The organism is Micromonospora sp. BL1, assembly GCF_003667485.1.
Classification (GTDB): domain Bacteria; phylum Actinomycetota; class Actinomycetes; order Mycobacteriales; family Micromonosporaceae; genus Micromonospora; species Micromonospora tulbaghiae.
Genome location: NZ_RCVK01000388.1, coordinates 1 through 25,906, shown reverse-complemented (window position 1 = coordinate 25,906; position 25,906 = coordinate 1). Strand labels below are relative to the sequence as shown.

Below are 25,906 nucleotides of genomic sequence, written 5' to 3'. Positions count from 1 at the left end.
CCCGCGGGGGACCAGCACATCTGGAGGAACGACATGTCCTACCCACCGGCCGGGGGCGACAACCCGCCCCCGGCGCCGGGGGGCACGGTCTACGGCAACCCGTACGGCAGCCGGCCCGCGCCCCAGCAGTACGACCCGAACCAGCCCGCGCCGACCCTGCACCAGCCCACCGCGTCCGACGGCGCTCCCGGGTACGGCGGATACCAGCCCGCCGCGCCGGGACAGCCGGGATACGCGCCGGGTGCCGCCCCGGTGCCCCCGCCGGCGCAGCCGATGTCGGCGCCGCCGGTATCCGTCCCGCCGGTCTCCGCCCCCGGCTACGCGCAGCCGATGTCGGTTCCGCCGGCGTCCGCTCCGCCGGTGTCCGGCCCCGGCTTCGCGCCGCCGCCGACGTCCGGGCCGCCCGGCCCGTACGGCCCGCCGGCCGCCGCGCCGGCGACCGGCGGTGGCCGGAAGTGGGCCGCGCTGGTGCTCGGCCTCGTGGCCGCGTTGCTGTTCGTCTTCGGCGGCGTGATGACGTTCCTGTACGTCTCCACGAACGGCGAGCTGGACAAGTCCCGGCAGACGGTCAGCCAGCGTGACGGCACGATCTCGGCGAACCAGCAGGAGATCGAGAAGCTCAAGGGCGAGCTGAAGACGGTCCAGGAGCGGCTGTCGGACACCCAGCAGGACCTGACCGGCACCAAGAACGACCGGGACGAGCAGGCCCGGCAGAAGAAGGTCATCGCGAGCTGCCTGGACAAGCTGACCACCGCCATCGCGGCGGCGTCGCGCGGCGACCGGGCCGGCTTCGAGGCAGCCAACAAGGGCCTGGACAAGGTCTGCGACGAGGCCGAGAACTACCTCTGACCGCGTCCGTCCGAAGGCCGCCCCGGCTCGCCCGGGGCGGCCTTCGCGCATCGGGCGTCAGCGGCGGAGCCGGCCGGGCGGCGGAGAGGGTACGACGGTCAGGCGGCGCCCGCCGAGCGGCGGGTGGGCAGCGCGGTGACACCGGGCGGCGGCAGGCCGGCCGTGGAGGCCAGCAGCGTGCACCAGCCCAGCAGGTGCGGGCCGAGGTCGGCGCGCAGCGGCGTCCAGGAGGCGCGGATCTCGATGTCACCGGCGGCGGGCGGCCCGGCCAGCTCGCCGAAGCGGGTGGAGAGCGTCTGGGTGACGGTGCCGCCGATCGCCCGGTGCCCGGCGCCCTGCACGTCGAGCGCGTCGGTCAGCCAGGTCCAGCCGACGCCCGGCAGCAGCGGGTCGCTGGCGAGGTCGACCTCCAGCTCGGCGGTGACGTACGTGACCAGCCGCAAGGTGCCCTGCCACGCCTCGTGCCCGGCCGGGTCGTGCAGCAGGATCAGCCGGCCGGTGGCCACCTCGTCGTCGTCGCGCATCACGGCGGCGGACAGCGCGAACGCGTACGGGGCCAGCCGCTGCGGCGCGCCGACCTCCTCCAGGACGATCTCCGGGCGGGGTGTCACCGACCGCAGCCCCGCGACCGCGCGAGCGAACGTTTCCGGGAGCGCGATCGGGGGGGCCATGCGGGCAGCCTATGCGCGCTCACCGCGCGGCGCGCGACGGCGCGCCGGGTGATCGACGGTTAAGGCGACGCTCTGCCGGAGGCGTCGGGCGGGTGCCCTTCCTTCTACGTCACAAATGCGGACGGTGAGCGCGGGCGCGCACCGGGGGCGTGGCACGATTGCCGCGATGACCACCGACACCACGGGCACTGCCGCCCGAGACGGAGAACCCCGCCGCGGCGGGCCGGCCGACTCGCCCTTCGTCCGCGCCTGCCGGCGCGAGCCGGGCCCGCACACCCCGGTCTGGTTCATGCGCCAGGCCGGCCGGTCGCTGCCGGAGTACCGGGAGATCCGGGCCAACGTGCCGATGCTGGAGTCCTGCCGCCGGCCCGAGCTGGTCACCGAGATCACGCTCCAGCCGGTGCGCCGGCACGGCGTGGACGCGGCGATCCTGTTCAGCGACATCGTGGTGCCGGTCGCCGCGGCCGGCGTCGACCTGGACATCGTGCCTGGCACCGGCCCGGTGGTGGCCGAGCCGGTCCGTACCGCCGCCGACGTCGAGCGGATCAGCCCGATCGGCCGCGACGACGTGTCGTACGTGGACGAGGCGGTCCGCCGGCTCGTCGTCGAGCTGGGCGACACCCCGCTGATCGGCTTCGCCGGCGCTCCGTTCACGCTCGCCAGCTACCTGGTCGAGGGCGGCCCGTCGCGTACGCACGCCAAGACGAAGGCGCTGATGTACGGCGACCCGGACCTGTGGCACGCGCTGTGCGCGCGGCTGGCCGAGGTGACGCTGGCGTTCCTCCAGGTGCAGATCGACGCCGGGGTCTCCGCGGTGCAGCTGTTCGACTCGTGGGCCGGCGCGCTCTCCGAGGCCGACTACCGCCGTTTCGTGCTGCCGCACTCGACGTACGTGCTGGGCGGGCTCGCCGGCGCGGGTGTGCCGCGGATCCACTTCGGGGTGGGCACCGGCGAGCTGCTCGGCGCGATGGGCGAGGCCGGGGCCGACGTGGTGGGCGTGGACTGGCGTACGCCGCTGGACGTCGCCACCGGCCGGATCGGCCCGGACAAGGCGGTGCAGGGCAACCTCGACCCGACGGTGCTGCTCGCCCCCTGGCCGGCGGTGGAGACCGAGGTGCGGCGCATCGTCGAGCAGGGCCGGGCCGCTCCCGGCCACGTGTTCAACCTCGGTCACGGCGTCCTGCCGGAGACCGACCCCGAGGTGCTGACCCGGGTGGTCGCGCTGGTGCACGAACTGACCGCGCGACCGGAGCGCTAGGAGGAGACAGTGGTGCGACCGTGGCGGGTGGCGATCGTCGGTGGCGGGATCACCGGGCTGGCCGCCGCCGTCCGGTTGCGCGACCGGGCTCCCGAGGGCACCGAGATCATCGTGTACGAGCAGTCGGGCCGTCTCGGCGGCAAGCTGTTCACCGGTGAGCTGGCCGGTGGCCCGGTCGAGTTCGGCGCCGAGTCGTTCCTCATGCGCGACCCGGCCGGTGGCGAGTCGGCGGCGGTGACGCTGGCCCGCCGCCTCGGCCTGGACGAGGAGATCGTGCACCCCACGGTCGGGCAGGCGGCCCTGCTGGTCGACGGCACGTTGCGCCCGGTGCCGGGCGGCACGCTCGTCGGCGTACCCGGGGATCTGGACAAGGTGGCGGCGGTGGCGCCGCCGGCCGCGGACGCCGACCGCGACGCGGGCCACCCGCTGCTGGCCGACGGCGAGGACACCTCGGTCGGTGAGCTGGTCCGCAAGCGTCTCGGTGACGCGGTGGTGGAGCGGCTGGTCGATCCGATGCTCGGCGGCGTGTACGCGGGGCGGGCCGACGACCTGTCGCTGGTCACCACGATGCCGGCTCTGGCCCGCGCGGCCCGCGCCGAGCACACGCTGGTCGGTGCGGTACGCGCCGCGCAGGCCGCCGCGCCGCGCGCGCCGGGCGCCCCGGTCTTCGGCACCCTCGCCGGCGGGCTGAGCACGCTGGTCGAGGCGGCGGCGACGGCGAGCGGTGCGACGATCCGCCGGGGCGCCGCGGTACGCGAGCTGCGCCGCACCCCGGACGGCTGGCGGCTCACCGTCGGGCCGACCCGCGACGCCGAGCAGGTCGAGGCCGACGCGGTGCTGCTCGCGGTGCCGGCCCGCCCGGCCGCCCGGCTGCTCGCCGCCGCCGCGCCCGAGGCGGCCGACACGGTCGGCGCGCTCGACTACGCCAGCGTCGCCCTGATCACGCTCGCGCTGCCCGGCCCGGCCCTGCCGGAGCTGTCCGGCTTCCTGGTGCCGGCCGTCGAGGGGCTGACGATCAAGGCGTCGACGTTCTTCACCACCAAGTGGGGGCACCTGCGGCGGCCGGACGGGCTGGCGCTGGTGCGCGCCTCGGTCGGCCGGTACGGCGACGAGACGTCGCTCCAGCTCACCGACGACGACCTGGCCGACGTGGTGCACCGGGAGCTGTCGGCTGTGCTCGGCGCGCCGCTGCCGGTCCCGGTGGCCCGGCACGTGCAGCGGTGGGGTGGCGCGTTGCCGCAGTACACGCCCGGGCACACCGCCCGGGTGGCGACGGTCCGGACGGCGTTGCGCGCCGCCCATCCGACGCTTGCGGTGGCCGGGGCCGGCTACGACGGCGTCGGCATTCCGGTCTGCGTCCGCTCCGGCGAGACGGCGGCCGAAGAGATCATCACGGCACTGGGAGGATCGGCAGCATGACCGAGCAGACCAACGCGGCGCGGCTGCGGGAGCTCAACGAGACCATCCGCTACACCATGTGGTCGGTGTACCGGGCCACCAGCCCGCTGCCGTCGCTGCGGGAGAACGTCGTCGACGAGGTCGAGTCGCTCTTCACCGAGCTGGCCGGCAAGGACGTCACGATCCGGGGCACGTACGACGTGGCCGGGCTGCGCGCCGACGCCGACCTGATGATCTGGTGGCACTCGTCGTCCAGCGACGCGCTCCAGGACGCGTACCTGCGGTTCCGCCGCACCACGCTGGGCCGGGCGCTCACCCCGGTCTGGTCGCAGATGGCGCTGCACCGCCCGGCCGAGTTCAACAAGAGCCACATTCCGGCGTTCCTGGCCGACGAGCAGCCGCGCGCCTACCTGTGCGTCTACCCGTTCGTGCGCTCGTACGAGTGGTACCTGCTGCCCGACGCCGAGCGGCGTGAGCTGCTGTCCGAGCACGGCAAGATGGCCCGGGGCTACCCGGACGTGCGGGCCAACACGGTCGCCTCGTTCGCGCTCGGCGACTACGAGTGGATGCTGGCGTTCGAGGCCGACGAGCTGCACCGGATCGTGGACCTCATGCGCGACCTGCGGGCCTCCGGCGCCCGCCGGCACGTGCGGGAGGAGATCCCGTTCTACACCGGTCGCCGTCGTCCGGTCGCCGACATCGTCAACTGCCTGGTCTGAGCGTGCCCGGCCGGGACCGCGAGCGCGGTCCCGGCCGGATCCCGGTCAGGCGGTCGTCGTGCAGGACAGGGTGCCGGGCACCGGGTTCGTCGCACCGGCCGAGCCGGTGAAGCCGAACGAGGTGCTGGCACCCGGTGCGAGCGAGCCGTTGTAGGCCACGTTGCGTGCCGTCACCAGCGTTCCGCTGGTGGTGACTGTGGCGTTCCACGCCGAGTTGACCTGCTGGCCGTTCTGGTAGTTCCAGCTCACCGACCAGCCGCGGATCGGTGAACCGCTGCCGTTTGTCACCTTCACCTCGGCCTGGAAGCCGCCGCCCCACGAACCGGTGATCGCGTACGTCGCGGTGCAGCCACCGGCCGGGTTCGGCGTGGTCGGGGGCGGGCTGGTCGGCGGCGTGGTCGGGCCGGACCCGCCGAAGTCCACGTCGCTGCACAGGTAGTAGGACTGGTCCAGGTGGCTGGCCTGCCAGATGGTGTAGACGATGTGCCGGCCGGTGCGGCCCGGCGCGTTCGCCGGGATCTGGATGGACACGCCGTCCACCTCACGCGTCCACTGGCTGGCCGGGGTGTTGCCGATCTGGCCGACCAGTTCCAGGTCGCTCCAGCGCAACGGCGAGGTGAGCGCGTTGAAACCCTGCTTGGTCACGTACACCCGGATGTAGTCGGCGCCGTGGCTGGCCTGGTCGAAGAACTTGACCCGGAAGCTGTTGGTGACCGGCACGGTCTTCCAGGCGCCGACCGTGTCGAGCGCGTTGTACCGGCCGCTCTGGGTGCGTCCGCCGCTGCACAGCTGCCCGTCCGGGATGGCGCCCTGGTGGTTGCCGGCCACGCCCTCGCGGAACAGGCCGTTCCAGTTCCACATGGCGTTCGGGTCGGCCTGCCACGCCTGCCAGCACATCGGGTCCTGGGTGGCCATGGCCGGGTTCTGGAAGTCACCGCCCCAGCGCTGCCAGCAGCTGTAGGCGCGCGAGGCCGGATCGACGACCGACCCGTGCGCCGAGGCCGGGCCGGAGAACGCGGTGGTGAGCAGCGCCGCCACCACCGCGCAGACGGCGAGGATCGCCGCCGCGAGCGGTAAGGGGCGGCGGTACGGAGTGGACATGGGAAAGCCTCCGGGATGGGTGTCGGTGCACGACGCCCGGACTGTCGGGAGTTGCCCTCTCCCGCGTGGCGGCTCCGCCCGCACGGTGCCACAAAAAGCGACAAACGTCAATGAGTCGGGTCGCGGCGCATCGGGGTGTGCGGGATGCCGTCCTCGACGTAGCCGGGGCCGTCGACGGTGAAGCCGAACCCGGCGTAGAAGCCGACCAGGTGCGTCTGCGCGTCGAGCACGCACGGCCGGTCACCCACCACGGCCAGGGCCTCGGTCATCAGCGCACCGGCCAGGCCCGCGCCGCGCGCCGCCGGCGCCACCACGACCCGTCCGATCCGTGCGACGCCGCCGGGGTCGGCCAGGATCCGCAGGTACGCGACCACGGCGCCGTCGCTGCTCAGCCACAGGTGGCGGGTGCCGGGTTCGACGTCCCGGCCGTCCAGTTCCGGGTACGGGCAGGACTGCTCGACCACGAACACGTCGATGCGCAGCCGGAGCAGGTCGTGGAAGGTACGGGCGTCCAGGTCGGCGAAGCCGGCCAGGTGGGACTCGACGGGCATCGGCCCAGGGTAGGCGGCGCGTCTCCGGCCGCTCGTGCTCCCCCTGGCGCGACACGTCGGCTCGGCGCGCGCCAGGCCGGCGCGGCCCGGCGCGTTCAGCCCTTCGACGTGCGCAGCCCGGTGGCGGTGGCGGTGACGGCGCGCTCGAACCAGGTGCCGGTGTCGGCCGCCGAGCGGGTCCAGACCGCGACGCACTGGGTCACCCGGCCGTGGTGCAGGCAGCCGTAGCGGTGCGGGAAGCGCGTGCCGTCGGACACGGTCATGGTCGCGGACACCACCCGGCCCGGCACGCCCAGCCCGGTGGGCAGGTCCGCCGCGGTGTGTCCGGCGGTCACCTGGCCGCCCTCCTCGTCGCGCTCGCACGCCTCCAGCACGCCGAAGACCTGCCGTACCGCGTCCGCGGCCGTCGGCTCGTCCGGGTAGACCACCGTCTCCTGGGCGATCTCGACGAACTCGCCGGCCGGGGTTCCCTCCGGCGTGACGAAGACCCGGGTGGACGCGACGAGCCGCCGGTCGAGCAGGGGCAGGGGGCGACCGCAGGCGACACCGTCGGAGTCGAGCCGTTCGCTGGCGTGCTCGGGCTTCTCGGCCAGGCCGGCCAGGCTGCCGGTCGCGGCGTACCGGTCGCGCAGCGCCGCGGCGGCGCCGCCGTCGGTGGGCGAGGGCGCGACGAGCGCCGGATCGGGGGTGGTCGCGGCACCGGGCTCGGTGGTCGAACCGCAGCCGGTGAGGGTGGCGACCAGGGCCGCCGCGATGATCAACCGTCGGGACACCGGAGGGATGGTAGACGGAGATCGACGCCGGTGGTGCCCCGGGATCGGCCCGCGTCAGGCGGGGCGGGCGCCGACCGCGTCGCGCACCTCGGCGCCCTGCTCGCCCTCGACGGCGCGGGCGCAGTGGGCGCAGCAGAAGAAGCGGCCGGAGACCTCGACGCCGTGCCCGACGATCTTGGTCTGGCAGTGCTCGCAGATCGGCGCCATCTTGTGCACCGCGCACTCGAAGCAGTCGAACGTGTGCCGCGACCCGTCGACTGTGCGCACCTCGAACGCCATCCAGTAGTCGTTGCCGCAAACCTCGCAGGCAGCCATGCGAAACCCCCCGAAAACGGACCTGTTATCCGAGAGTCGCGCAGAGGACACCTTCGAGCAACCGGAACCGGCGAACCTGATCCGGCCCCACGGCGAGTCGCTCCCGGCGTGTCGCGCGTTGACTCCTGTGACCGCCGAAAATCCCTGGAGGATTCGTGATCAAGCGCAACAGGCTCTTCGGCAACCAGACCCGGGTGACGTTCTCGCTGCCCCGGGACACCCCGGCCGGCACGGTCAGCGTGGTCGGCTGCTTCAACGGGTGGGAGCCCGGCCGGCACGAGCTGGTGCCGCGGCGCGACGGCACCCGTACCGTGACGGTCCGGCTCGCGCCGGGGGAGTACCGCTTCCGCTACCTCGCCACCGGCGGGGTGTGGCTGGACGACGAGGCCGCCGACCAGGTGGACGAGGCCGGCGGCCTGCTGCGGCTGTGACGCCGCCGTCAGCCGGCGCTGGGCTCCAGCCGCACCGAGATCGAGTTGACGCAGTGCCGGGTGTCCTTCGGGGTGAAGCCCTCACCCTCGAAGACGTGCCCGAGGTGGCTGTCGCAGCGCGCGCAGCGGATCTCCACGCGCCGCATGCCGAGCGTGTTGTCCGGGATCTCCTTGACCGCGCCCGGAATGGCGTCGTCGAAGCTCGGCCAGCCGCAGTGCGAGTCGAACTTGTCCTGGCTGCGGAACAGTTCCAGCCCGCAGGCCCGGCAGTGGTAGACGCCGGGGGTCTTGGTGTCGACGTACTCACCGGTCCAGGGCGCCTCGGTGCCGGCCTCGCGGAGCACCCGGAACTCCTCGGGGCTCAGCCGGACGCGCCATTCGTCCTCGGTACGGGGCAGTTCGTTGTCGGAAAGACTCACCGTTCCACGGTACGTCGGGTGTCGGTGGCATCGCATATGGTCGCGTGATGGCGGGCAGGAGTGCGGTCGAGGAGATCGAGGTAGCCGGGCACACGGTGCGGCTGAGCAGCCCCGATCGGGTGATCTTCCCGCAGCGCGGCTTCACCAAGGCCGACGTCTTCCGCTATTACCTGGCCGTCGGCGACGGGATCATGCGCGCCCTGCGCGACCGGCCCACCACGCTCCAGCGCTTCCCCGACGGCATCGAGGGGGAGATGTTCTTCCAGAAGCGGGTGCCGCAGCGGGGCGTGCCGCCGTGGGTCCGCACCGCGCGGATCGCCTTCCCCAGCGGCCGCCCGGCCGACGAGCTGTGCCCGGCCGACCTGGCGCACGTGGCCTGGGCGGCGCAGATGGGCACGGTGGTGTTCCACCCGTGGCCGGTGCGCGCCGCCGACACCGACCGCCCCGACGAGCTGCGCGTCGACCTCGACCCGCAACCCGGCACCGACTTCGCCGACGCGGTGACCGCCGCCGGTGAGCTGCGCGGGCTGCTCGACGAGCTGGGCGTGCCCGGCTGGCCGAAGACCTCCGGCGGCCGGGGCGTGCACGTCTACCTGCGCATCCAGCCGCGCTGGACGTTCGTGGAGGTGCGCCGGGCCACCATCGCGCTGGCCCGGGAGCTGGAACGCCGCCGCCCCGAGCTGGTCACCACCGCCTGGTGGAAGGAGGAGCGCGGCGAGCGCGTCTTCGTCGACTTCAACCAGATGGCGCGGGACCGCACGATCGCCTGCGCGTACTCACTGCGCGCCAACGGCCGCGCCACCGTCTCCACCCCGGTCGACTGGGACGAGCTGCCGCAGGTCGACCCGGACGACTTCCACCTCGGTACGGTGCCGGCCCGGTTCGCCGAGCGCGGTGACCCGCACGCCGGCATCGACGACGCCCCGTGGGACATCACGCCGCTGCTGGAGTGGGCCGAGCGGGACGCCGCCGACGGGCTGGGCGACATGCCTTATCCACCGGAATACCCGAAGATGCCCGGCGAGCCGAAGCGGGTCCAGCCGTCCAAGGACCGCGACCGCCCTCGCCCCTGACGCGGCTCAGCAGCGGTCAGACGGGCGGAGGCGGGCACGCCAGCACGGCGATCGAGTTCCCGGCGAACAGCCCCAGGTGCGGGTGCCCGGAGAAGATCCGGACCGCCTCGTCGTGCGAGTCCGCCTCCACGATCGCGTAGGCGATCAGGTTGTCCGTGAAGTCCTCGACGCCTTGCGCCGTGACCAGCTTCTTCCCGTACAGCGGAGCGCCGGGGTCGACGAGGGCGCTCTCGTTGGCCTGAGCCCATGCCGCCCAGGCGTTCATGAAGTCGGTCTGCTGCTGTTCGGTGAGGCCGGCCTTGTCGGCCTCGTCGGCGGCGCCGGTGAAGAGTGCCAGGAACCTGCCCATCCCGGCATGCTACCGACGGCCTCCTCCCGCCAGATCCAGCGCGCGCGGCTCCCTGCCCGAGACTCCGCGTGACGGGGCGGAGTGCCGGTCAGCCCAGTGCTTTGCGCAGCAGCGCTGTCAGCTGGTCCTGTTCGTCGGCGGAGAGTCGTCCGACCGCCGTGCGGGCGAAGGTGAAGGCTGTTGCGAATCGGTGGTTGATCTCGTCGCCTCTGGGGGTTCGCGCGACGAGTCGTGCGCGGCGGTCCCGGGGGTTCGGTTCGCGTGTCACGAGGCCGAGCGCTTCGAGGCGCACGACGATCTGGGTGATGTTGGAGGCATCGCAGCCGAGTTCCTCGGCCAGGGCGCCCATGCCGCGTCGTTCGTCGAGTCGTCCGAGCACGCATGCCTGCGCCGGGCTGAGCGACAGCCCGGCCGCGGCCGTCTCGTAGGCGCGGTCGTATTCGTCGACCAGGTCGAACAGGACCGCCTCGGCCTCGGACGAGGCGGTTACGGGTCCGTTCGGCAGCGCCATGGCACCCAGCCTAGAACAGTTACTTGATTCGCTCAAATAGCTGTGCTCCAATGATCCTTGATTCACTCAAGTAATGAGGGGGACCGATGGACGCGGACAACAGAGTCGAGCGCGCGGCGGGCGGCGCGATCGTGGAGCCGCAGATGAACGCGGTCGTCCTTGACCGGTTCGGCGGAGTCGACGCACTTTCGTCGCGCCGGATTCCTCTCCCGGAGGTCGGCGACGACGACGTCCTCATCCGGGTGGAGTTCGCCGGGGTCGGGTCCTGGGACGCGGGCGAGCGGGAGGGGGACTACGACGGCGTCTTCGGCGTCGCGTCGACCTTCCCCTACGTCCTCGGCTGGGACGCGGCAGGCACGGTGGCCGCTGTAGGACGCAACGTCACCCGGTTCGACGTGGGCGAGCGTGTCTATGCCGCGACGATGCCGGTGCCGCGTGGCGGGTTCTACGCCGAGTACGGCGTCGTCGACGCGGAGTTCGTGGCGCGCGTGCCCGACCGGATGCCGACCGAACAGGCCGGCGCGATGGCTTGGGATGCCCTGACCGCCCTGAGCGGCCTCGATCTGCTCGGCCTGCGGCCGGACGAGACGCTCATGGTCTTCGGAGCCAGCGGGGGCATCGGGCACCTGGCCGTGCAGCTGGCGCGGCACCGCGGCGTCCGAGTGCTGGCCGTGGCCTCGGGTGACGACGGTGTCGCCCTGGCCCGGCGGCTGGGCGCCGACGACGCCGTCAACGGTCGCAAGGACGATGTGCTGGCTGCGGCATTCGAGTTCGCACCAGGCGGGCTCGACGCGGCTCTGGTCACCGCGGGAGGCGAGACCGCCGAACGGTCTCTTCGCGCGATCAAGGGCTCGGGACGGGTCGCCTGGCCGAACGGTGTCTGGCCGATGCCGGCGACGTCGCCGGGCGCGAGGATCTCCCACTTCGACGGGGATCGAAGCCGCACTGCCACCGACCGGCTGAACGCGATCATCGAGGCGAGTTCGTTCGAGGTCCACGTCGCCCGGACCTTCCCGTTGGCGCGAGCCGGGGATGCGCATCGCGTCCTGGGCGGTCACTACGTCGGGAAGCTGGCCCTCAAGGTCGGATAGGACGCACCGAACGGCCCGAGGTCGACGCATGACCATCGCCGCCCCGGACTCCGCTCGAGGAGGCTCGGGGCGGCGATCGTCGTGCACGGCGTCCGCGCATGCTCTCCGGGTCTCGGGGCGAGAGTCGGCGGCCGATAACGATCATGTAACGGGCGCGAACCTTTTGCGGGGTGTCACTGCTCTCTCTCGGCATCGGCCCGCCGGGGCCAGGAGAGGACGTCGGATGAAGCTGGTGTGGAGGCGGGCGGTAGAGGCCCGTGGGCTGCTGCTCGCCGCCGCTGTCGCGGCACTCGTCGCGGTCGCGTTGGTCACCGGGCTCTCCGACTACAACCGCCGTGCGGTCGAGGCGGGCGCCCGCGCGGTGCTCGACGCCGCCCCGGCCGAGGAACGCAGCCTGCTGATCAGCGGCTCCGGCGGCGCCGACGCCGCCGCGTTCGCCGAGCGGGACCGGGCGGTACGGGAACAGTTCGCGAACGGGCTCGGCGGCGCTCCGGTCACCGTGGCCGGGACCCGCTCCGGTACCGGGCGGGAGCTGACCGGTGACGTGGGTGCCGCCCGTACCGACGACGATCCGATGTTCGCCAACCTGGCCACGCTCGACGACCTGCCCGCGCACGCCGAGCTGGCCGCCGGGGCGTGGCCGGTGCCCGGCAGCAACCCGTTGCAGGTGACGTTGCCGGAGAAGGTGGCCGCGCAACTGAGCCTGGAGGTCGGGGAGCGGGTGCCGCTGTACGACCGGGGCGCGGAGCGCGCCGGCACGGTGGTGGTCGTCGGCACGTGGCGGCCCCGGGACGCCGCCGAGGCGTACTGGCGGCTCGCCCCGGGGGTGGGGGAGAGCCAGGGCGACGCGGAGATCACCTCGTACGGGCCGTTCGCGCTCGACCCGGCCGACTTCGCCCGCACCTTCCCGGGCTCCACCTCGGCGGCCTGGGTGGTCGACCCCGACCTGGTGGCGGTCGAGCCGGCCCGGCTGCCCGCCGTGACCACAGCGCTGGACGAGATCACCGGGAAGCTGCCCGAGGCCACCGGCCTGGGCTCCTCGACACAGCAGGTCAGCCACCTGGACCGGCTCGTCGACCGGCTCAGCCGGGCCGACCTGGTGGGCCGGTCGGCGCTGCTCACCCCGCTGCTGCTGATCGTGGTGCTCGGCGGGTACGCGCTGGTGCTGGTGGCCGCGCTGCTCAACGAGGACCGGCGGGCGCAGACCGCGCTGCTGCGGGCCCGGGGCGCGGCCCGGGGGCAGATCGCCGGACTGGCCGTACGCGAGGCGACGCTCGTGGTGGCGCCGGCGCTGCTGCTGGCCCCGGCCCTGACCGGGCAGGCGATCCACTACCTGGGCGCGGACCTGGGGCTGGCCGACGGCGACCTGGCCCGGGTGTGGGTGGTCGCGGTCGGCGCGGCGGTGGGCTGCCTGCTCGCCATGGTGCTGCCGGCAATGCGCCGGGCCGGCACCTACGTCGCCGACATGGCGGCCCGGTCCCGTCCCTCCCGGGGAGCGGCGGTGCAGCGGGCGAGCGTGGACATCGTGCTGGTGGCGCTCGCCGTGCTCGCCTGGACCCAGCTGCGGCAGTACTCCTCGCCGCTGGCCGGCGCGAACGGCAGCCTCGGCATCGACCCACTGCTGGCGGCCGCGCCCACCATCGGCGTGCTGGCCGGCGCGGTGATCGCGCTGCGGCTGCTGCCGCCGACCACCCGGATCGCGGAACGCTTCGTGGACCGCCGGACGTGGAACGCCACCATGTTCGGCATGTGGCAGGCGGGCCGCCGCCCGCACGCCGGTCCGGTGCTGCTGCTCGCGCTCGCCGTCGGCGGCAGCACGCTCGCCTGGTCGCTCGTCGCCTCCTGGGAACGCTCACAGCGCGACCAGGCGCAGCACACGGTCGGCGCGGACCTGCGGCTGACCGAACGGGACGGCACCGCCCCCGCGGACCGGGCCGCCCAGCTGGCCGCCGTACCGGGCGTCGACCGGGTGCTGCCGGCCTGGCGCGACGACGTACGCCTGGGCCGTGAGGCCCGGCCGGCGACAGTGGTGGCGTTCGACGCCGCCGCCGCGAAGGGGATGATCCGGCTCGACGACGCCGGCGGTGACGCGTCCACCGGCGCCCTGCTGGACCGGCTCGCGAACGGCCGGACCGCGCCGGCCGGCGGCGTTGTGCCCGAGGGGGCGAAGACGCTGTCCGGCACCGTCCGCACGCCTGTCGACAGCATGTACGACCGGCCCCGGGTGACGGTGACCGCGTTGTTCACCACCGACGCCGGGGCCACCTGGCGGGTCCGGCTGGCCGAGGCCGACGGCGACGGGAAGCCGATGCGCTTCTCGGTGCCGGTGCCCGACAGCGGCGGCGCCCCGCTGCGCCTGGCCGGCTTCGAGGCCGACGGCGGCGACGCCACCGGCAGCTCCTACCGGCTGCTCCTGGACGAGCTGCGGCTCACCGACGCCGACGGAGGGGTCCTGCCGGTGCCGGTGGAGGGATCCTGGCGGGTGATCGACCCGGGCTCCGGGCCGCGCGGCACCGCCAAGGCGAGCCCGACCCGGATCGACGGGACGCAGGGCTTCGACGTGCCGGCCGGGCTGTTGCAGTTCGCCCGGGTGCCCTCGTCCCGGTTCGCGCTGGTGCCGCAGGCGCCGGACCGTCCGGTGCCGGTGCTCGTCACCCCCGGCGTCGCCGCCGCGATGAGCCTCAAGACCGGCGACACCGTCAAGCTGTCGGTCGCCGAGGTGACGGTCGAGGTCACGGTGGTCGGCCAGGTCGCCGCGGTGCCCGGCACCGGGGGCGACGGGGTGCTGCTGGACCTGCCCACCGCCACCACGCAGCTCCTCGAACGCAGCGGCGGCGTCCGGCCGGTGGCCGAGTGGTGGCTGGGCACCACGCCCGGCGGGCACACCGCCGCCGCTGACGCGCTCGCCCCGACCGGCGGCACGGTGCTGCTGGACCGCCGTGCGGTGGCCGCGGAGGCCGCCGAGGACCCGTACTGGCAGGGCGCGCGCACCGGGCTGCTGGCCGCCGCGCTCGGCTCGGTGCTGCTCGCCCTGGTCGGCCTGGCGGTCGACGTCTGGGCCACCACCCGGCGCCGGCTGACCGAGTTCGCCGTGTTCAACACGCTCGGCGCGAACACCCGGCTGCTGGCACGCGCGTACCTCGCGGAACAGACGTTCCTGGCCGCGATCGGCGTCGGCGTCGGGATGCTCGTCGGCGCCCTCGTCGCGGCCACCATGGTGCCGCTGGTGATCCTCACCCCGGCCGCCGGCCGGCCGGTGCCCGAGGCGGCCTTCACAGTGCCCTGGGTGCCGATCGGGACGACAGCCGCCGGGCTGCTGCTCGCCGCGCTCGCCTTCGCCGCCCTCATCACCACCGGCATCCGCCAGCGGGTCGCCGCCGCGCAGCTCCGGATCGGAGGAGAACGATGAGCCTTCCTGGTGCCGCGCGCCGGGTACGCGCATACGGCGGGCAGTTCCTGCTGCTCGCCGTCCTGACCCTGGTGACCGCCCTGCTGATCACCGGGGTGCCCCGGGTCGCCGACCGGCTGACCGGGCAGGGGCTCACCGAGTACGTGGCCGGGCAGCCGGTGGCCCGCCGCGACCTCACGTACAGCACCGCGCCGACCGCGTTCCCGCCGTCGACCCGGGCCGCCGTGACCGGTCACGCGGCCGAGCTGGCCGGGATCGAGGAGGCGATGCCCGCCGAGGTCCGGGACAGCATCGGCCAGCGCTGGTACGTCGCCCAGACCGTCCCCGGACGGCTGCGCGGCCCGACGCTCGCCCCCGAGAAGGGGCTGATCGACGTGCACCTGCGTGCCGGTACCGGCATCAAGGAGGCGGCCACCCTGGTCGACGGGCGGTGGCCGGAACGCCCCGCCGCCCCGGCCCGCACGGTCGAGGTGACGCTCGCCGAGACGATCGCCGGCACGCTCGGCGTGAAGACCGGCGACCGGTTCCAGCTCCTGATCCTCGATCCGGACGACAACGTGCTCAAGTCCCTCCCGGTCCGACTGGTCGGCGTGTGGCGGCCGAACGACCCGGCCGACGGCGTCTGGGACACGCTGCCGTCGATGCTCAAGCTCACCCCGCCCGAGGGCGACGGCGACCCGTTCGTGGGCGTCGCCTACACCGCCGACGGCGGCGTCGACGAGGCCGTCGCGACCGGTTGGCCGGTCAGCTTCGGCTGGCGGTACCGGATCGCCCCGGACCGGCTCGAACCGGGCCGCCTCGACGCGCTGATCGCCGGTGTCGACGGGCTGGAGCGCAGCCGTCCCGCCGTGGCGACGCTCAGCCAGGGCGTGGACATCGCGCTGCGGCGCTTCGCCGACTCGCTCGCCGCCGCGCGTACCCTGCTCGCGGTCATCGCGGCCGGGCTGCTCGCCACGCTGGCCGGGCTGACGCTGCTGGCCGCCCGGCTGGCCGCGCGCCGCCGCCGCGCCGAGTTCCACCTGATCCGGGCACGCGGCGGCTCCACCGGCGCGGTGCTGCGCCGCGGCCTGGCCGAGTCGCTGCTGGTGCTGCCGGCCGCGGCCGGGATCGGCTGGCTGCTCGGCGGGCTGCTGCCCGGCACCGGGGCGTCGTGGCGCTGGGTGGTGATCGCCGGGCTCCTGGCCACGCTGCTGCCGCCACTGGCCGCGCTCGCCGTCGGCCGCCGGGCCGGTGGGCGTTCCGACCTGGGCGGCCGGTCGCCGGCCGTCCGGCTCACCGTCGAGGTGGCGGTGCTCGGGCTCGCCGTGCTCGGCGCGTTCCTGCTGCGCCGGCGCGGGCTCACCGCCGGTTCGGTGGACCCGCTGCTCGTCTCGGTGCCGGTGCTGCTGGCGATCGCGGCGGCGCTGCTGGCGCTGCGCGCGTACCCCTGGCCGTTGCGGCTGGTCAGCCGCGTCGCCGCCCGGGCGCGCGGCAGCGTCGCGTTCCTCGGCACCGCCCGGGCGGGCCGGGCCGCGACCACCGGGCCGCTGGTCGTGGTGGTGCTGGCCGTCGCCACCGCCGCGTTCTGCGGCGTGGTCGCGACCGGCATCGAGACCGGCCGGGACACCGCCGCCGCCCAGGCCGTGCCCGGTGACCTGCTAGTGGGCGGGGAGCGCTTCACGCCGGACACCGCCGAGAAGCTGGCCGAGCTGCCGGGGGTACGCGCTGTCGCGCCGCTGCTCACGGTGCCGGCCGAACGCCCGTACTCCGACCGCGCCGGACGTCCCGCCCCGATCACCGAGATGCGTGTGGTGCTGGTGGACGGGGAGCGGTTCGCCGAGGTGGCACGGGAGGCCGGCGTACCGGTGAGCGTGCCCGACGCGGTGCGGGCCCGCACCGACGGGAACAGCCCGCTGCCGGCGCTGGTGTCCCCCGCGGTGGCCGAGGAGCTGGCCGCCGCCGGGCTCGCCGACGCCCGGGGTGAGCGGCCCGCCTGGCTGGACGTACAGGGCAACCGGCTGCCGGTGCGGACCGCCGCCACCGTCGACGAGTTCGCGCTCGTGGGCGAGGGCGTACGCCGGTTCGTGGTGCTGCCGTGGCCGGCGTTGCCGGCCGACGCGCCGCACCAGCTCGCGCCCACCGGTTTCGTGCTCGCCGGGTCCGGCGTGGACGCGGCCGAGGTGGACCGGGTCGCGCGGGAGGGGCAGCGCCGCTACCTGCGCATCGGCGGGGTCGACACCGGCGACAAGGCCCGCGCGCCGGAGGTGACGACCCGTTCGGCGGTGCGCGCCGACCTGGGCGGCAGCGGCGTGAACGGCCTGCTGGTGTTCGGGTTCGTGCTCGGCGCCGGCGGCGGCGCCGCGCTGGGGCTGCTCGGGCTCGCGCTCGCGGTGCTCGCCGGGGCCCGCTCGCGCGGGCAGGTGCTGTCCCGCCTGCGCACCATGGGCCTGTCCCGCCGGCAGTGGCGTGGACTGCTGATGGTGGAGCTGACGCCGCTGGTGCTGGTGTCGGTGCTCACCGGAGCGGTGGTCGGCGCGTTGCTGCCACTGCTGCTCACGCCGGTGCTCGGCCTGCCCGCCTTCACCGGGGGCGTGGACGTGCGCCCCAGTTTCGAACCCGGCCTGGTGGCCGGGGTGTCGGTCCTGGCCATGCTGGCCCTCGGCTTCGCGATCACCGTGGAAGCCGTGAACAACCGCCGGTTGCGCCTCGGTGAGGTGCTGCGGCTCGGAGAGGAGAGCTGACATGACCGCGACCGCTTCCGGTCACCCGGGCCCGGCGCGTCTCACGCCGCGCGACGAACCGTCGTCCGCCGTACCGGACCTGGCGTCACTGCAACAGCGTGCCGCGCAGCGCGCCGCCGAACGGGCCGGCGGGCGCGACCGGCTGCGCGGGCACATCGTCTGCGACGGTCTGGTGCGCATCTTCAAGACCGAGGGCGTCGAGGTCGTCGCCCTCCAGGGCCTCGACCTGGTCATCGACCGGGGCGAGCTGGTCGCGATCGTGGGCGCCTCCGGCTCCGGCAAGTCGACGCTGCTGAACATCCTGTCCGGCCTGGACACCCCGACCGCCGGCATCGCCCGGGTCGCCGACTACGACCTGCTGTCGCTGTCGAACAAGCGGCGGCTGGCGTACCGGCGGGACGTGGTCGGGTTCATCTGGCAGCAGACCGGCCGCAACCTGCTGCCGTACCTGACCGCGCTGGAGAACGTGGAGCTGCCGATGAAGCTGGCCGGACGGGCCGGTGGCGGGCGCAAGCGGCGCGAACGGGCCCGTGAGCTGCTGGACATGGTCGGCGTCGGCTACTGCGCGGACCGCCGGCCGGGCCAGATGAGCGGCGGTGAGCAGCAGCGCTGCGCGGTCGCCGTGGCGGTGGCCAACGACCCGGAGATCCTCTTCGCCGACGAGCCGACGGGCGAGCTGGACGAGGCCACCGGCGCCGAGGTCTTCGCCGCGCTGCGCACCATCAACGCCGAACTGGGGGTCACCATCGTGGTGGTCACCCACGACCACGCCGTGGCCGGCCAGGTCCGCCGTACCGTCGCGATCCGCGACGGCCGGACCGCCTCCGAGGTACGCCGGACCGCGCGCGTCACCGCCGACGGCGGCACCGAGATGGTCAGCGAGGAGTACGCGGTGCTGGACCGCACCGGCCGGATGCAGTTGCCGGCGCAGTTCGTGGAGGCGCTGTCGCTGCGCGACCGGGTCCGGCTCAACCTGGAACCCGACCACGTCGAGGTGCGCCCCGGCGACCGGGCGCACGGCGAGGAGAGTGAGTGATGACCGACCAGACAGTGGTGCTGCCGGTGGTGCCGGCGTCGGCCGTCGAGGACGTGGTCCGGGTCGAGGGGGTGAGTCGCACCTTCGGCAGGGGCGAGCACGCCGTGCACGCCGTGCGGGACGTCTCGTTCACGGCGGGACGCGGCGAACTGGTCGCGGTCCGGGGCCGCTCCGGCGCCGGCAAGACCACGCTGCTGAACCTGGTCGGCGGCCTGGACCGGCCGGACTCCGGCCTGATCCGGGTGGCCGGGCACGACGTCACAGCGGCCGGCGAGCGGGAGCTGCTGTCGCTGCGCCGGGGCACGATCGGGTTCGTGTTCCAGACGTTCGGCCTGGTGCCGATCCTGTCCGCGGCGGAGAACGTCGGGGTGCCGCTGCGGCTGGCCAAGGTGCCTGCGGCCGAGCGGGAGCAGCGGGTGGCGGTGCTGCTGGAACTGGTCGGGCTGGGCGGGCACGCCGCGCAGCGCCCGTACGAGCTGTCCGGCGGCCAGCAGCAGCGCGTGGCGGTGGCCCGGGCGCTGGCGAACGAACCGGACCTGCTGATCGCCGACGAGCCGACCGGTCAGCTCGACTCCGAGACCGGGCGGTCGATCATGGACCTGCTCCGGGCGGTGGTGCACGCCCGCGGCATGACCGCGCTGGTGGCCACGCACGACCCGGCACTGATCGAGCTGGCCGACCGTACGCTCACGCTGCGCGACGGCCGGCTCGTCTCGGAGGACTGACCCGTCCGCCGGGCCGCCACCGGGGCGGCCCGGCGCCGGGCAGCGGCCGGCCCGGCGAAGGTTCGCGGCCGGGTCAGAGCGCCAGTTTCATGCCCTCGTGGCTGGTCACGAAGCCCAGGTCGCGGTAGAACCGGTGCGCGTCGGCGCGCTGCTTGTCGGTGGTGAGCTGCACCAGCGCGCAGCCGCGCTCGCGGGCCCGGTCGATCGCCCAGCGCATCATCGTCCCGCCCAGCCCGCGGCCGCGCCGGTCGGAGCGCACCCGCACCGACTCGATCAGGCACCGTTCGGCACCGTGCCGGCCCAGCCCCGGGATGTACGTGAGCTGGAAACAGCCGACCAGCTCCCCGCCGTCCTCGGCGACGATCAGCTGGTTGCGCGGGTCGGCGTCCAGGTCGGCGAAGGCCCGCTCGTACGCCTCGTCCACCTCGGGCAGGTCGCGGGTGCGGCCCAGCACGTCGTCGGCGAGCAGCGCGAGCACGGCGGGCAGGTCGGCGCGGACCGCCTCCCGGAAGATCACCTCGGTCACCCGGCCAGCCTGGCACAGTGCCTTGCGCCGGTGTGGCCCGGGCGGCGTCCCGACGTGTCGTCCGGTCGTGTCGCCTGGTCGTGTCGCCCGGCCACGGCCGGGCGGTCGCGTCGTCCGGTCGCGTCGTCCGGTCGCGTCGTCCGGTCGCGGCGGCCGTGGTCAGTCGCCGTCCAGCCAGCTGCGCAGTGCCCACCACCAGTGCACGGTCTCCGGCACCGTGCACCGCGCCCCCTCCTCGACCGGTGGCCCGCCGGTCAGCTCCCGCAGCCGCCGCAGCCGGTAGCGCACCGTGTTCGGGTGGACGTGCAGCGCGGCGGCGGTCTGGTCCAGCCGCTGACCGTGGTGCAGCCAGGCGAGCGCGGTGCCGGCCAGCTCCCGGTGGAAGCCGTCGGCCGGGTCGAGCGCGCCGAGCAGCGTGCCGCGCAGCAGTTCGGCCAGCAGCGGCTGGGCGGCCAGCGCGGTCTCCCCGGCCAGGTCGGTGACCCGACGCAGCCCGCGCAGCCGCCGGTTGGCCGCCGTGGCGAGCGCCGCCAGGCAGAGCGCGTACATGGCCGGGGCCCGCTCCAGCGGCTGTGCGGGCGCCACCAGCGTCAGCAGGTCGGCCGGTACGGCGTCGGGCGGTCGCGGGAGCAGCCCGGCCAGCCGGTCCCCGACCGTGCCGAGCAGGCCGCCCCGCGCGGTGAGCTGCCGGTGCAGGGCGTACGCCCGGACCGGGTCCGGTGGCACGGCGACCAGGCAGTGGTAGCGCCCGTCCGGCCGCAGCCCGAACCGGGTCAGCTCGGCCGGGGGCAGGCCCGCCGGGCCGTCACGCAGCAGCCGCCGCAGCAGCTGCGCCCGGGCCGCCGCCCCGGTGCGCACCAGTTCCCGCTCGGCGCTGCGGTGCCCGTCGACCACGGCCCGCTCCACCGCCGCGGCGTACCGGCCGATGGTGAGCAGCCCCTCCAGCAGCACCTCGTCGGGGATGCCGGCGGCCCGGCCGTGCCGGACCACCAGCTCCACCGCCCGGTCCCGCCCGGCCTGCACGCCGCGCAGCAGCCCGGCGACGGAGACGCCCTGCGCCGCCCGGTCCGCGCCCAGCCGGCGGGCCTCGGCGAAGTCCCGCCCGGCCGGATCCTCGTGGCGTTCCAGCGCGCCGAGACCGCTGGTCAGCAGCAGGACGACCTGACGGCGTACCTCGTCGGCGGGCAGCCGGGCCACCTCGGGGGAGTCCGCGCGGGCCGCCCGCGCCACCTCGTCGAGCGCGGCCGGATCGGCGGACAGGTCGCGCAGCAACGCGCCGAACGTCGGGGCCTGTCCGGTACGGGTCATCGGCGTCCGCCGCCCTCCGGTTGTCGACACGGCACAACCGGGCCGCCCGGGCGTTGGCGTCAGTTCCCTAGCCCCGGCGGCCGGCCGGTTGCTCTCCTGGTTGTTACCGCAAGGTAACACCGCTCGCGCCACTGAGAAACGTCGATGTCCTACCGGCTGCCAGGAGGCGTCCATGACACCCGTGCCACCCCGCCCGTCCCGCTCCCGCCGCCGTGCCGGCCTCGCCGTCCTGGCCGCGCTCGCCCTGGTCGCGCCGGCGCCGCTGGTGACGGCCCCCGCGCCGGCCACCGCCGCGGTCGCGCTCCAGGAGGTGATGTTCGTCGGCAACAACTGGGACGGCACCGCCGACATCATCCGGTCCCGTGGCGACTACGCCAGGCTCGGCCGGATCAACGTGATCCCGGACCGCGCCGCGCGCCTGCGCGAGATCTACCTCAACCCGATCAAGCTGGCGTTCTTCCTCGGCATCCGGCAGGGCCCGGGAGAGGGCCACGACCAGCTCATCGACGACATGTACACCACGCCGGACGGCACCGCGCTCGTGGTGTCCCGGCCCAGCTTCGCCGACGTCGTCTCGATCGACCTGGCCACCGGCGCGCTGCGCTGGCGGTTCCCGGTCTCCGGCTACCGCGCCGACCACATGGCCGTCTCGCCCGACGGCACCCGCGTCGCGGTCTCCGCCTCCACCTCCAACACGGTGCACGTGCTGGACATCCGCACCGGCGCGCAACTCGGCTCGTTCGGCGCCGGCGACAAGCCGCACGAGAACATCTACACCGACGGCGGCACCCGGCTGTGGAACATGTCCATCGGCGAGGTCAACACCGACCTGGACGCGCCGTGGCTCGACTGGACCAAGGGCGACCGCCGGATCACCGTCGCCGACACCGGCACGTACCAGGTGGTCAAGGTGATCGACATGCGGGACCGGCTGGACGCCGCCGGCCGCCGGGATCTCTCCGACGCGGTCCGCCCGGCCGTTTTCACCCCCGACGGCAGCCGGCTCTACTTCCAGGTGTCCTTCTTCAACGGCGTGGTCGAGTACGACGTGGCCACCGACCGCGTCACCCGCGTCGCCACGCTGCCGAAGAACCCGGCCACCAGCGAGGACCGCACCACCTGGGTCAACGACTCCCGGCACCACGGCCTGTCGATGAGCCCCGACGGCACCCGGATCTGCGTGGCCGGCACCATGGACGACTACGCCACCGTGATGGACCGGGCCACGCTGCGGGAGGGCCCGCTGGTGTCCGCGAGCAAGCCGTACTGGGCCACCGTCAGCGGGGACGGCCGCGACTGCGTGATCTCCGAATCCGGCGCGGACCAGGTCACCGCGATCAGCTTCGCCACCGGGCAGAAGGTCGCGAGCGTCCCGGTCGGCGACCACCCCCAGCGCGTCCGCATCGGGCACATCCCGGAGGGCTGGACGCCCCCGGCCGCCGGCTGACCGGCGGCCGGACCGTCACCGGGCGGGGCAGCGCAGCCCCTCCCGGGGGACGGTGAGCGAGATCAGGTACGCGTCGACGGCCGACGTCACGCACGACGTCTGCGGGTAGGCGGTGTGCCCCTCGCCGTCCCAGGTCAGCACCCGCCCCACCCCGAGCATGGACGCGAGCGCGGGCGTCTGCTCGTACGGCGTGGCCGGGTCACCGGTGGTGCCGACCACCAGGATCGGAGGCGCGCCGTCCGCCCGGCCGGTCGGGTACGGATCCCGCTCGCCGGGCCACTCCACGCAGCCCAGCATCCCCACCGCCAGCGCGGGACCGAACAGCGGATACTTCTGCCGCCACTGCGACTGCAACGAGCGGACCTGCTCGCGGGTCGGCTTCTCGGTCTCGTCGGCGCAGTTGACCGCCAGGTTCGCGTCGAACAGGTTGGAGTAGTGCCCGTCGGGCTCGCGGCCCGCGTACGCGTCGGCCAGCTTGAACACGCCGTCCGGGTCGCCGCCCTGGAGGTCGTCGATCGCCCGGGCCAGCTCCTGCCAGCCCTGCTCGGTGTAGAGCGACGAGATCACCGCGTAGAAGACCCACCCGGGGGTGGCCTTGCGGCCGTCCTGCGCGCGTGCCGGGGAGGCCTTCGCCTTGGCGATCGCGTCCGTGACCGCACCCCGGGCGTCCGGGGCGATCGGGCAGCGGCCGGCGTTCGCCGCGCACCACCTGGTGAAGTTGTCGAACGCCCGCTCGAAGCCCTTCGCCTGGCTCTCCGACCCGGCGATCAGCTTCTGCTGCGGGTCGACCGCGCCGTCGAGCACCAGGGCGCGCACACGCTGCGGGTAGAGCTGCGCGTAGGTGGCGCCGAGCAGCGTGCCGTAGGAGTAGCCGAGGTACGTCAGCTTGTCGTCGCCGACCGCCGCCCGGACCGCGTCCATGTCCCGTGCGGCCTGCTCGGTGCCGTAGAGCGGGAGCTGGTCGCCGTACTTCGCGCCGCATCGCTCGCCGATGCGCCGGTTGAGGCCGACGAAGCCGTCGAACGACGACTGGCTCTCCGGGTCGGGGTCGTAGCCGAAGCTGGCGTCCAGGTCGGCGTCGGAGATGCACTTGACCGGGCTGGACCGGGCCACCCCGCGCGGGTCGAAGCCGACGATGTCGAACCGGTCCGTGACCGCCGTCGGCAGGCCGCCGAACGCCGGGCCGAAGGACAGGTAGACGGCGGTGTCGACGCCGGACGCCCCGGGACCGCCCGGGTTGATCACCAGCGAGCCGATCCGGTCGCGCTGCTTGGTCGAGCGGGCCCGGATCAGCGCGATCTCGAACGTCTCGCCGGCGCCCGGCCCGGCGGTCGCGCCGGTGGTGGCCCCGGTGCCCCAGTTGCGCGGCACGGCGATCCGGGCGCAGTCGTAGCGCATGTCCGCCGCGCCCCGCCCGACCAGCTCGTCGGGCACCTCCGGGCAGGCCCGCCACTCCGGTGCGGTGCCCGGCGGAGCGGCCTCGCCCTCGCTCTCGGCACGCGGGGCGAACGCCGGCAGTGTGCAGCCGGCGGTGAGCACCACCGCCGCGACGAACGCGGCCAGGACGGGCCGGAACCGGCGGGGCCGGTCGGGGAAGCGGGTCACGTGGGCGCCCTCCATGATCGTGTCGACCGTCAGGCTACGCCCGGCCGCGGGTGTCACCGACCGTCGCCGCCGGATCGCCGCGCAGCACCTCGTCGACGTCGTAACGGATCGGGCGGTCGAGCTGGCCGTAGTCGCAGGAGCGGGGATCACGGTCGGGACGCCAGCGCAGGAACCGGGCGGTGTGCCGCAGCCGGTCGCCCTCCATCGCGTCGTACGCCACCTCGACCACCAGCGCCGGGCGCAGCGGCTCCCACTCCAGGTTCTTGCCGCCGGTCCACCGGCTCACCCCGCCCGGGATGCGCTGACCCCGCTCGTGGTCGCCGTGCACCCACGGGTGCTCGCCGCCGACGTCGCGGTACGGCTCCAGCTCGTCGAGCAGCTCCTGGCGGCGGGCCATGGTGAACGAGGAGCTGACGCCGATGTGGTGCAGCACGCCGTCGTCGTCGTAGAGGCCGAGCAGCAGCGAGCCGACCACCGGACCGGACTTGTGCCAGCGGAAACCGGCCACCACCGCGTCCATCGTGCGCGCGTGCTTGACCTTGAACATGAGCCGCTTGCCCGGCTCGTACGGCAGGTCGGCCGGCTTGACGATCAGCCCGTCCAGCCCGGCGCCCTCGAACACGTCGAACCAGCGGCGGGCCGTCTCCGGGTCGGTGGTCACCTGGGTGACGTGCACCGGCGGCCGCACCCCGGACAGCGCCTGCTCCAGCCGCTCGCGGCGCCGGGGATAGGGCTGGTCCGTGAGCAGCTCGTCGTCGATCGCCAGCAGGTCGAACGCGACGAAGTCGGCCGGGGTGGTCTCGGCCAGCATCTTGACCCGGGAGGCGGCCGGATGGATCCGCTGGGCCAGCAGCTCGAAGTCGAGCCGGGGCTGCCCGCCCGGGCCGTCCCGGCGGATCACGATCAGCTCGCCGTCGACCGCGCACCGGGGCGGGAGCTGCCGCCGGGCCTGCTCGACCACCTCGGGGAAGTAGCGCGTCATCGACTTGCCGCCCCGGCTGGCCAGCTCGACCTCGTCGCCGTCGCGGAACACGATGCAGCGGAAGCCGTCCCACTTCGGCTCGTAGGTCAGGCCGTCGTCGGTGGGCAGCTCGGCCACGCTCTTGGCCAGCATCGGCTCGACCGGAGGGTTGATCGGCAGGTCCACGGCGACCAGTCAACCAGACCCCACCGACAGTGGTGAGGCAGATCACCGCCGGTGGCCGGGCGGCGTGTCCCGTCGCGGCCGCGTTCGTCACCGTCGCCCGAATGGTGAAACCGCAGGTCAGAGCTACCGTCGCGGCGTGCCGGAGTGGAGTTGCGGATGCTGCGGGCGCTGGCGGGTCAGCGTCGAGCTGATCCGTGGCCGCTACCGCTACCGGCTGGCGCACCACTACCCGCCCCAGCACGGCGGCGGCGCGAACGTCCTCGGCGAGGTCGGCTCGGTGGCCGAGCTGGAGCGCCTGCTGAAGCGGTACGCCCCGGTCACCCTGGCCGACCTCCGCGAAGCGGCCTGACTCTCCGGCCGACCCGGCGAACCGCCGATCTTGGAGTTGTGGCACCTCATAGATCTCGCCGAACGGACATCCTGGGCGCCACAACTCCAAGATCGACGAGAGCGGTCGAGCGGGGCGAGCGGGGC

The 25,906-nt window shown here is 74.4% G+C and carries 25 protein-coding genes; 13 read left to right on the top strand and 12 right to left on the bottom strand.

The window, feature by feature from the left end; all coding sequences use genetic code 11:
* Positions 1–33: 33 nt before the first annotated feature.
* Positions 34–849 carry a hypothetical protein gene (locus EAD96_RS28750; RefSeq protein ID WP_121686446.1) on the top strand — a complete coding sequence of 272 codons (816 nt, stop codon included), beginning with the start codon at positions 34–36 and terminating at the stop codon, positions 847–849.
* A gap of 98 nt (positions 850–947) precedes the next feature.
* Here the strand turns inward: EAD96_RS28750 and EAD96_RS28745 are convergent, their stop codons facing one another.
* Positions 948–1,520: a DUF3000 domain-containing protein gene (locus EAD96_RS28745; protein WP_120571001.1), complete on the bottom strand. Its 573-nt coding sequence runs from the start codon at positions 1,518–1,520 to the stop codon at positions 948–950.
* 166 nt (positions 1,521–1,686) lie between these two features.
* Between EAD96_RS28745 and hemE the strand changes: the two genes are divergently transcribed.
* Genes hemE through hemQ form a run of 3 tightly spaced genes read left to right on the top strand, consistent with a single transcriptional unit; the run spans position 1,687 to position 4,895 of the window.
* A complete protein-coding gene (gene hemE / locus EAD96_RS28740; RefSeq protein WP_199733330.1) occupies positions 1,687–2,778 on the top strand; it encodes a uroporphyrinogen decarboxylase in 1,092 nt (363 codons plus the stop codon).
* A 9-nt stretch (positions 2,779–2,787) separates the two neighbouring features.
* On the top strand, positions 2,788–4,197 hold the full coding sequence (hemG, locus tag EAD96_RS28735; protein WP_121686444.1) for a protoporphyrinogen oxidase: 1,410 nt from the start codon (positions 2,788–2,790) through the stop codon (positions 4,195–4,197).
* On the top strand, positions 4,194–4,895 hold the full coding sequence (gene hemQ, locus EAD96_RS28730; RefSeq protein ID WP_120570998.1) for a hydrogen peroxide-dependent heme synthase: 702 nt from the start codon (positions 4,194–4,196) through the stop codon (positions 4,893–4,895). Before hemG ends, hemQ begins: the two co-directional genes overlap by 4 nt.
* Positions 4,896–4,940: 45 nt before the next feature.
* Here hemQ and EAD96_RS28725 read toward each other — a convergent pair whose 3' ends face one another.
* From EAD96_RS28725 to EAD96_RS28710, 4 genes are all read right to left on the bottom strand, one after another.
* Positions 4,941–5,996, bottom strand: coding sequence for a lytic polysaccharide monooxygenase (locus EAD96_RS28725; RefSeq protein ID WP_121686443.1), 1,056 nt, complete (start codon positions 5,994–5,996; stop codon positions 4,941–4,943).
* A gap of 107 nt (positions 5,997–6,103) precedes the next feature.
* Positions 6,104–6,547 (bottom strand): GNAT family N-acetyltransferase, encoded by a 444-nt coding sequence (locus EAD96_RS28720; RefSeq protein ID WP_121686442.1) that lies wholly within the window; start codon positions 6,545–6,547, stop codon positions 6,104–6,106.
* 95 nt (positions 6,548–6,642) lie between these two features.
* A complete protein-coding gene (locus tag EAD96_RS28715; RefSeq protein ID WP_121686441.1) occupies positions 6,643–7,320 on the bottom strand; it encodes a hypothetical protein in 678 nt (225 codons plus the stop codon).
* Positions 7,321–7,374: 54 nt separating this feature from the next.
* Positions 7,375–7,635, bottom strand: a complete 261-nt coding sequence (locus tag EAD96_RS28710) for a Prokaryotic metallothionein (protein WP_121686440.1) — start codon at positions 7,633–7,635, stop codon at positions 7,375–7,377.
* A gap of 155 nt (positions 7,636–7,790) precedes the next feature.
* Here EAD96_RS28710 and EAD96_RS28705 point away from each other — a divergent pair, with 155 nt between their 5' ends.
* Positions 7,791–8,066 carry an isoamylase early set domain-containing protein gene (locus EAD96_RS28705; protein WP_120570994.1) on the top strand — a complete coding sequence of 92 codons (276 nt, stop codon included), beginning with the start codon at positions 7,791–7,793 and terminating at the stop codon, positions 8,064–8,066.
* A gap of 8 nt (positions 8,067–8,074) precedes the next feature.
* Here EAD96_RS28705 and msrB read toward each other — a convergent pair whose 3' ends face one another.
* On the bottom strand, positions 8,075–8,485 hold the full coding sequence (gene msrB / locus EAD96_RS28700; RefSeq protein ID WP_013284828.1) for a peptide-methionine (R)-S-oxide reductase MsrB: 411 nt from the start codon (positions 8,483–8,485) through the stop codon (positions 8,075–8,077).
* A 47-nt stretch (positions 8,486–8,532) separates the two neighbouring features.
* Here msrB and ligD point away from each other — a divergent pair, with 47 nt between their 5' ends.
* Positions 8,533–9,558 carry a non-homologous end-joining DNA ligase gene (gene ligD, locus EAD96_RS28695; RefSeq protein WP_121686439.1) on the top strand — a complete coding sequence of 342 codons (1,026 nt, stop codon included), beginning with the start codon at positions 8,533–8,535 and terminating at the stop codon, positions 9,556–9,558.
* Between the two features lie 16 nt (positions 9,559–9,574).
* Here the strand turns inward: ligD and EAD96_RS28690 are convergent, their stop codons facing one another.
* Both EAD96_RS28690 and EAD96_RS28685 read right to left on the bottom strand, forming a co-directional pair.
* Positions 9,575–9,907 carry a hypothetical protein gene (locus tag EAD96_RS28690; RefSeq protein WP_121686438.1) on the bottom strand — a complete coding sequence of 111 codons (333 nt, stop codon included), beginning with the start codon at positions 9,905–9,907 and terminating at the stop codon, positions 9,575–9,577.
* Between the two features lie 88 nt (positions 9,908–9,995).
* Positions 9,996–10,418 (bottom strand): MarR family winged helix-turn-helix transcriptional regulator, encoded by a 423-nt coding sequence (locus EAD96_RS28685; RefSeq protein ID WP_121686437.1) that lies wholly within the window; start codon positions 10,416–10,418, stop codon positions 9,996–9,998.
* A gap of 86 nt (positions 10,419–10,504) precedes the next feature.
* Between EAD96_RS28685 and EAD96_RS28680 the strand changes: the two genes are divergently transcribed.
* The 5 genes from EAD96_RS28680 (at position 10,505) to EAD96_RS28660 (ending at position 19,399) form a co-directional block, all read left to right on the top strand.
* The gene (locus tag EAD96_RS28680) at positions 10,505–11,509 is read left to right on the top strand and encodes an NADP-dependent oxidoreductase (protein WP_199733329.1); all 1,005 of its coding nucleotides are present in this window, start codon (positions 10,505–10,507) and stop codon (positions 11,507–11,509) included.
* A gap of 223 nt (positions 11,510–11,732) precedes the next feature.
* Entirely contained in the window at positions 11,733–14,918 is a 3,186-nt protein-coding gene (locus tag EAD96_RS28675) for an FtsX-like permease family protein (RefSeq protein WP_121686436.1), read from the top strand.
* Positions 14,915–17,638: an FtsX-like permease family protein gene (locus EAD96_RS28670; RefSeq protein WP_121686435.1), complete on the top strand. Its 2,724-nt coding sequence runs from the start codon at positions 14,915–14,917 to the stop codon at positions 17,636–17,638. The genes EAD96_RS28675 and EAD96_RS28670 overlap by 4 nt, the downstream gene beginning before the upstream one ends.
* A gap of 1 nt (position 17,639) precedes the next feature.
* Positions 17,640–18,674: an ABC transporter ATP-binding protein gene (locus EAD96_RS28665; protein ID WP_013284833.1), complete on the top strand. Its 1,035-nt coding sequence runs from the start codon at positions 17,640–17,642 to the stop codon at positions 18,672–18,674.
* Complete coding sequence (locus EAD96_RS28660; protein ID WP_120570984.1) at positions 18,674–19,399, top strand: ABC transporter ATP-binding protein; 726 nt, start codon at positions 18,674–18,676, stop codon at positions 19,397–19,399. Before EAD96_RS28665 ends, EAD96_RS28660 begins: the two co-directional genes overlap by 1 nt.
* 73 nt (positions 19,400–19,472) lie before the next feature.
* Here the strand turns inward: EAD96_RS28660 and EAD96_RS28655 are convergent, their stop codons facing one another.
* Entirely contained in the window at positions 19,473–19,925 is a 453-nt protein-coding gene (locus EAD96_RS28655) for a GNAT family N-acetyltransferase (RefSeq protein WP_121686434.1), read from the bottom strand.
* Between the two features lie 159 nt (positions 19,926–20,084).
* The gene (locus tag EAD96_RS28650) at positions 20,085–21,233 is read right to left on the bottom strand and encodes a helix-turn-helix domain-containing protein (protein WP_121686433.1); all 1,149 of its coding nucleotides are present in this window, start codon (positions 21,231–21,233) and stop codon (positions 20,085–20,087) included.
* Positions 21,234–21,405: 172 nt separating this feature from the next.
* Between EAD96_RS28650 and EAD96_RS28645 the strand changes: the two genes are divergently transcribed.
* On the top strand, positions 21,406–22,680 hold the full coding sequence (locus EAD96_RS28645; protein WP_120570981.1) for a YncE family protein: 1,275 nt from the start codon (positions 21,406–21,408) through the stop codon (positions 22,678–22,680).
* A 15-nt stretch (positions 22,681–22,695) separates the two neighbouring features.
* Here EAD96_RS28645 and EAD96_RS28640 read toward each other — a convergent pair whose 3' ends face one another.
* Together EAD96_RS28640 and EAD96_RS28635 are read right to left on the bottom strand one after the other, a co-directional pair.
* Positions 22,696–24,300, bottom strand: a complete 1,605-nt coding sequence (locus EAD96_RS28640; RefSeq protein WP_199733328.1) for an alpha/beta hydrolase — start codon at positions 24,298–24,300, stop codon at positions 22,696–22,698.
* A gap of 19 nt (positions 24,301–24,319) precedes the next feature.
* On the bottom strand, positions 24,320–25,432 hold the full coding sequence (locus EAD96_RS28635) for an ATP-dependent DNA ligase (protein ID WP_121686432.1): 1,113 nt from the start codon (positions 25,430–25,432) through the stop codon (positions 24,320–24,322).
* Between the two features lie 136 nt (positions 25,433–25,568).
* Between EAD96_RS28635 and EAD96_RS28630 the strand changes: the two genes are divergently transcribed.
* Positions 25,569–25,781 carry a hypothetical protein gene (locus EAD96_RS28630; protein ID WP_121686431.1) on the top strand — a complete coding sequence of 71 codons (213 nt, stop codon included), beginning with the start codon at positions 25,569–25,571 and terminating at the stop codon, positions 25,779–25,781.
* Positions 25,782–25,906: the final 125 nt, after the last annotated feature.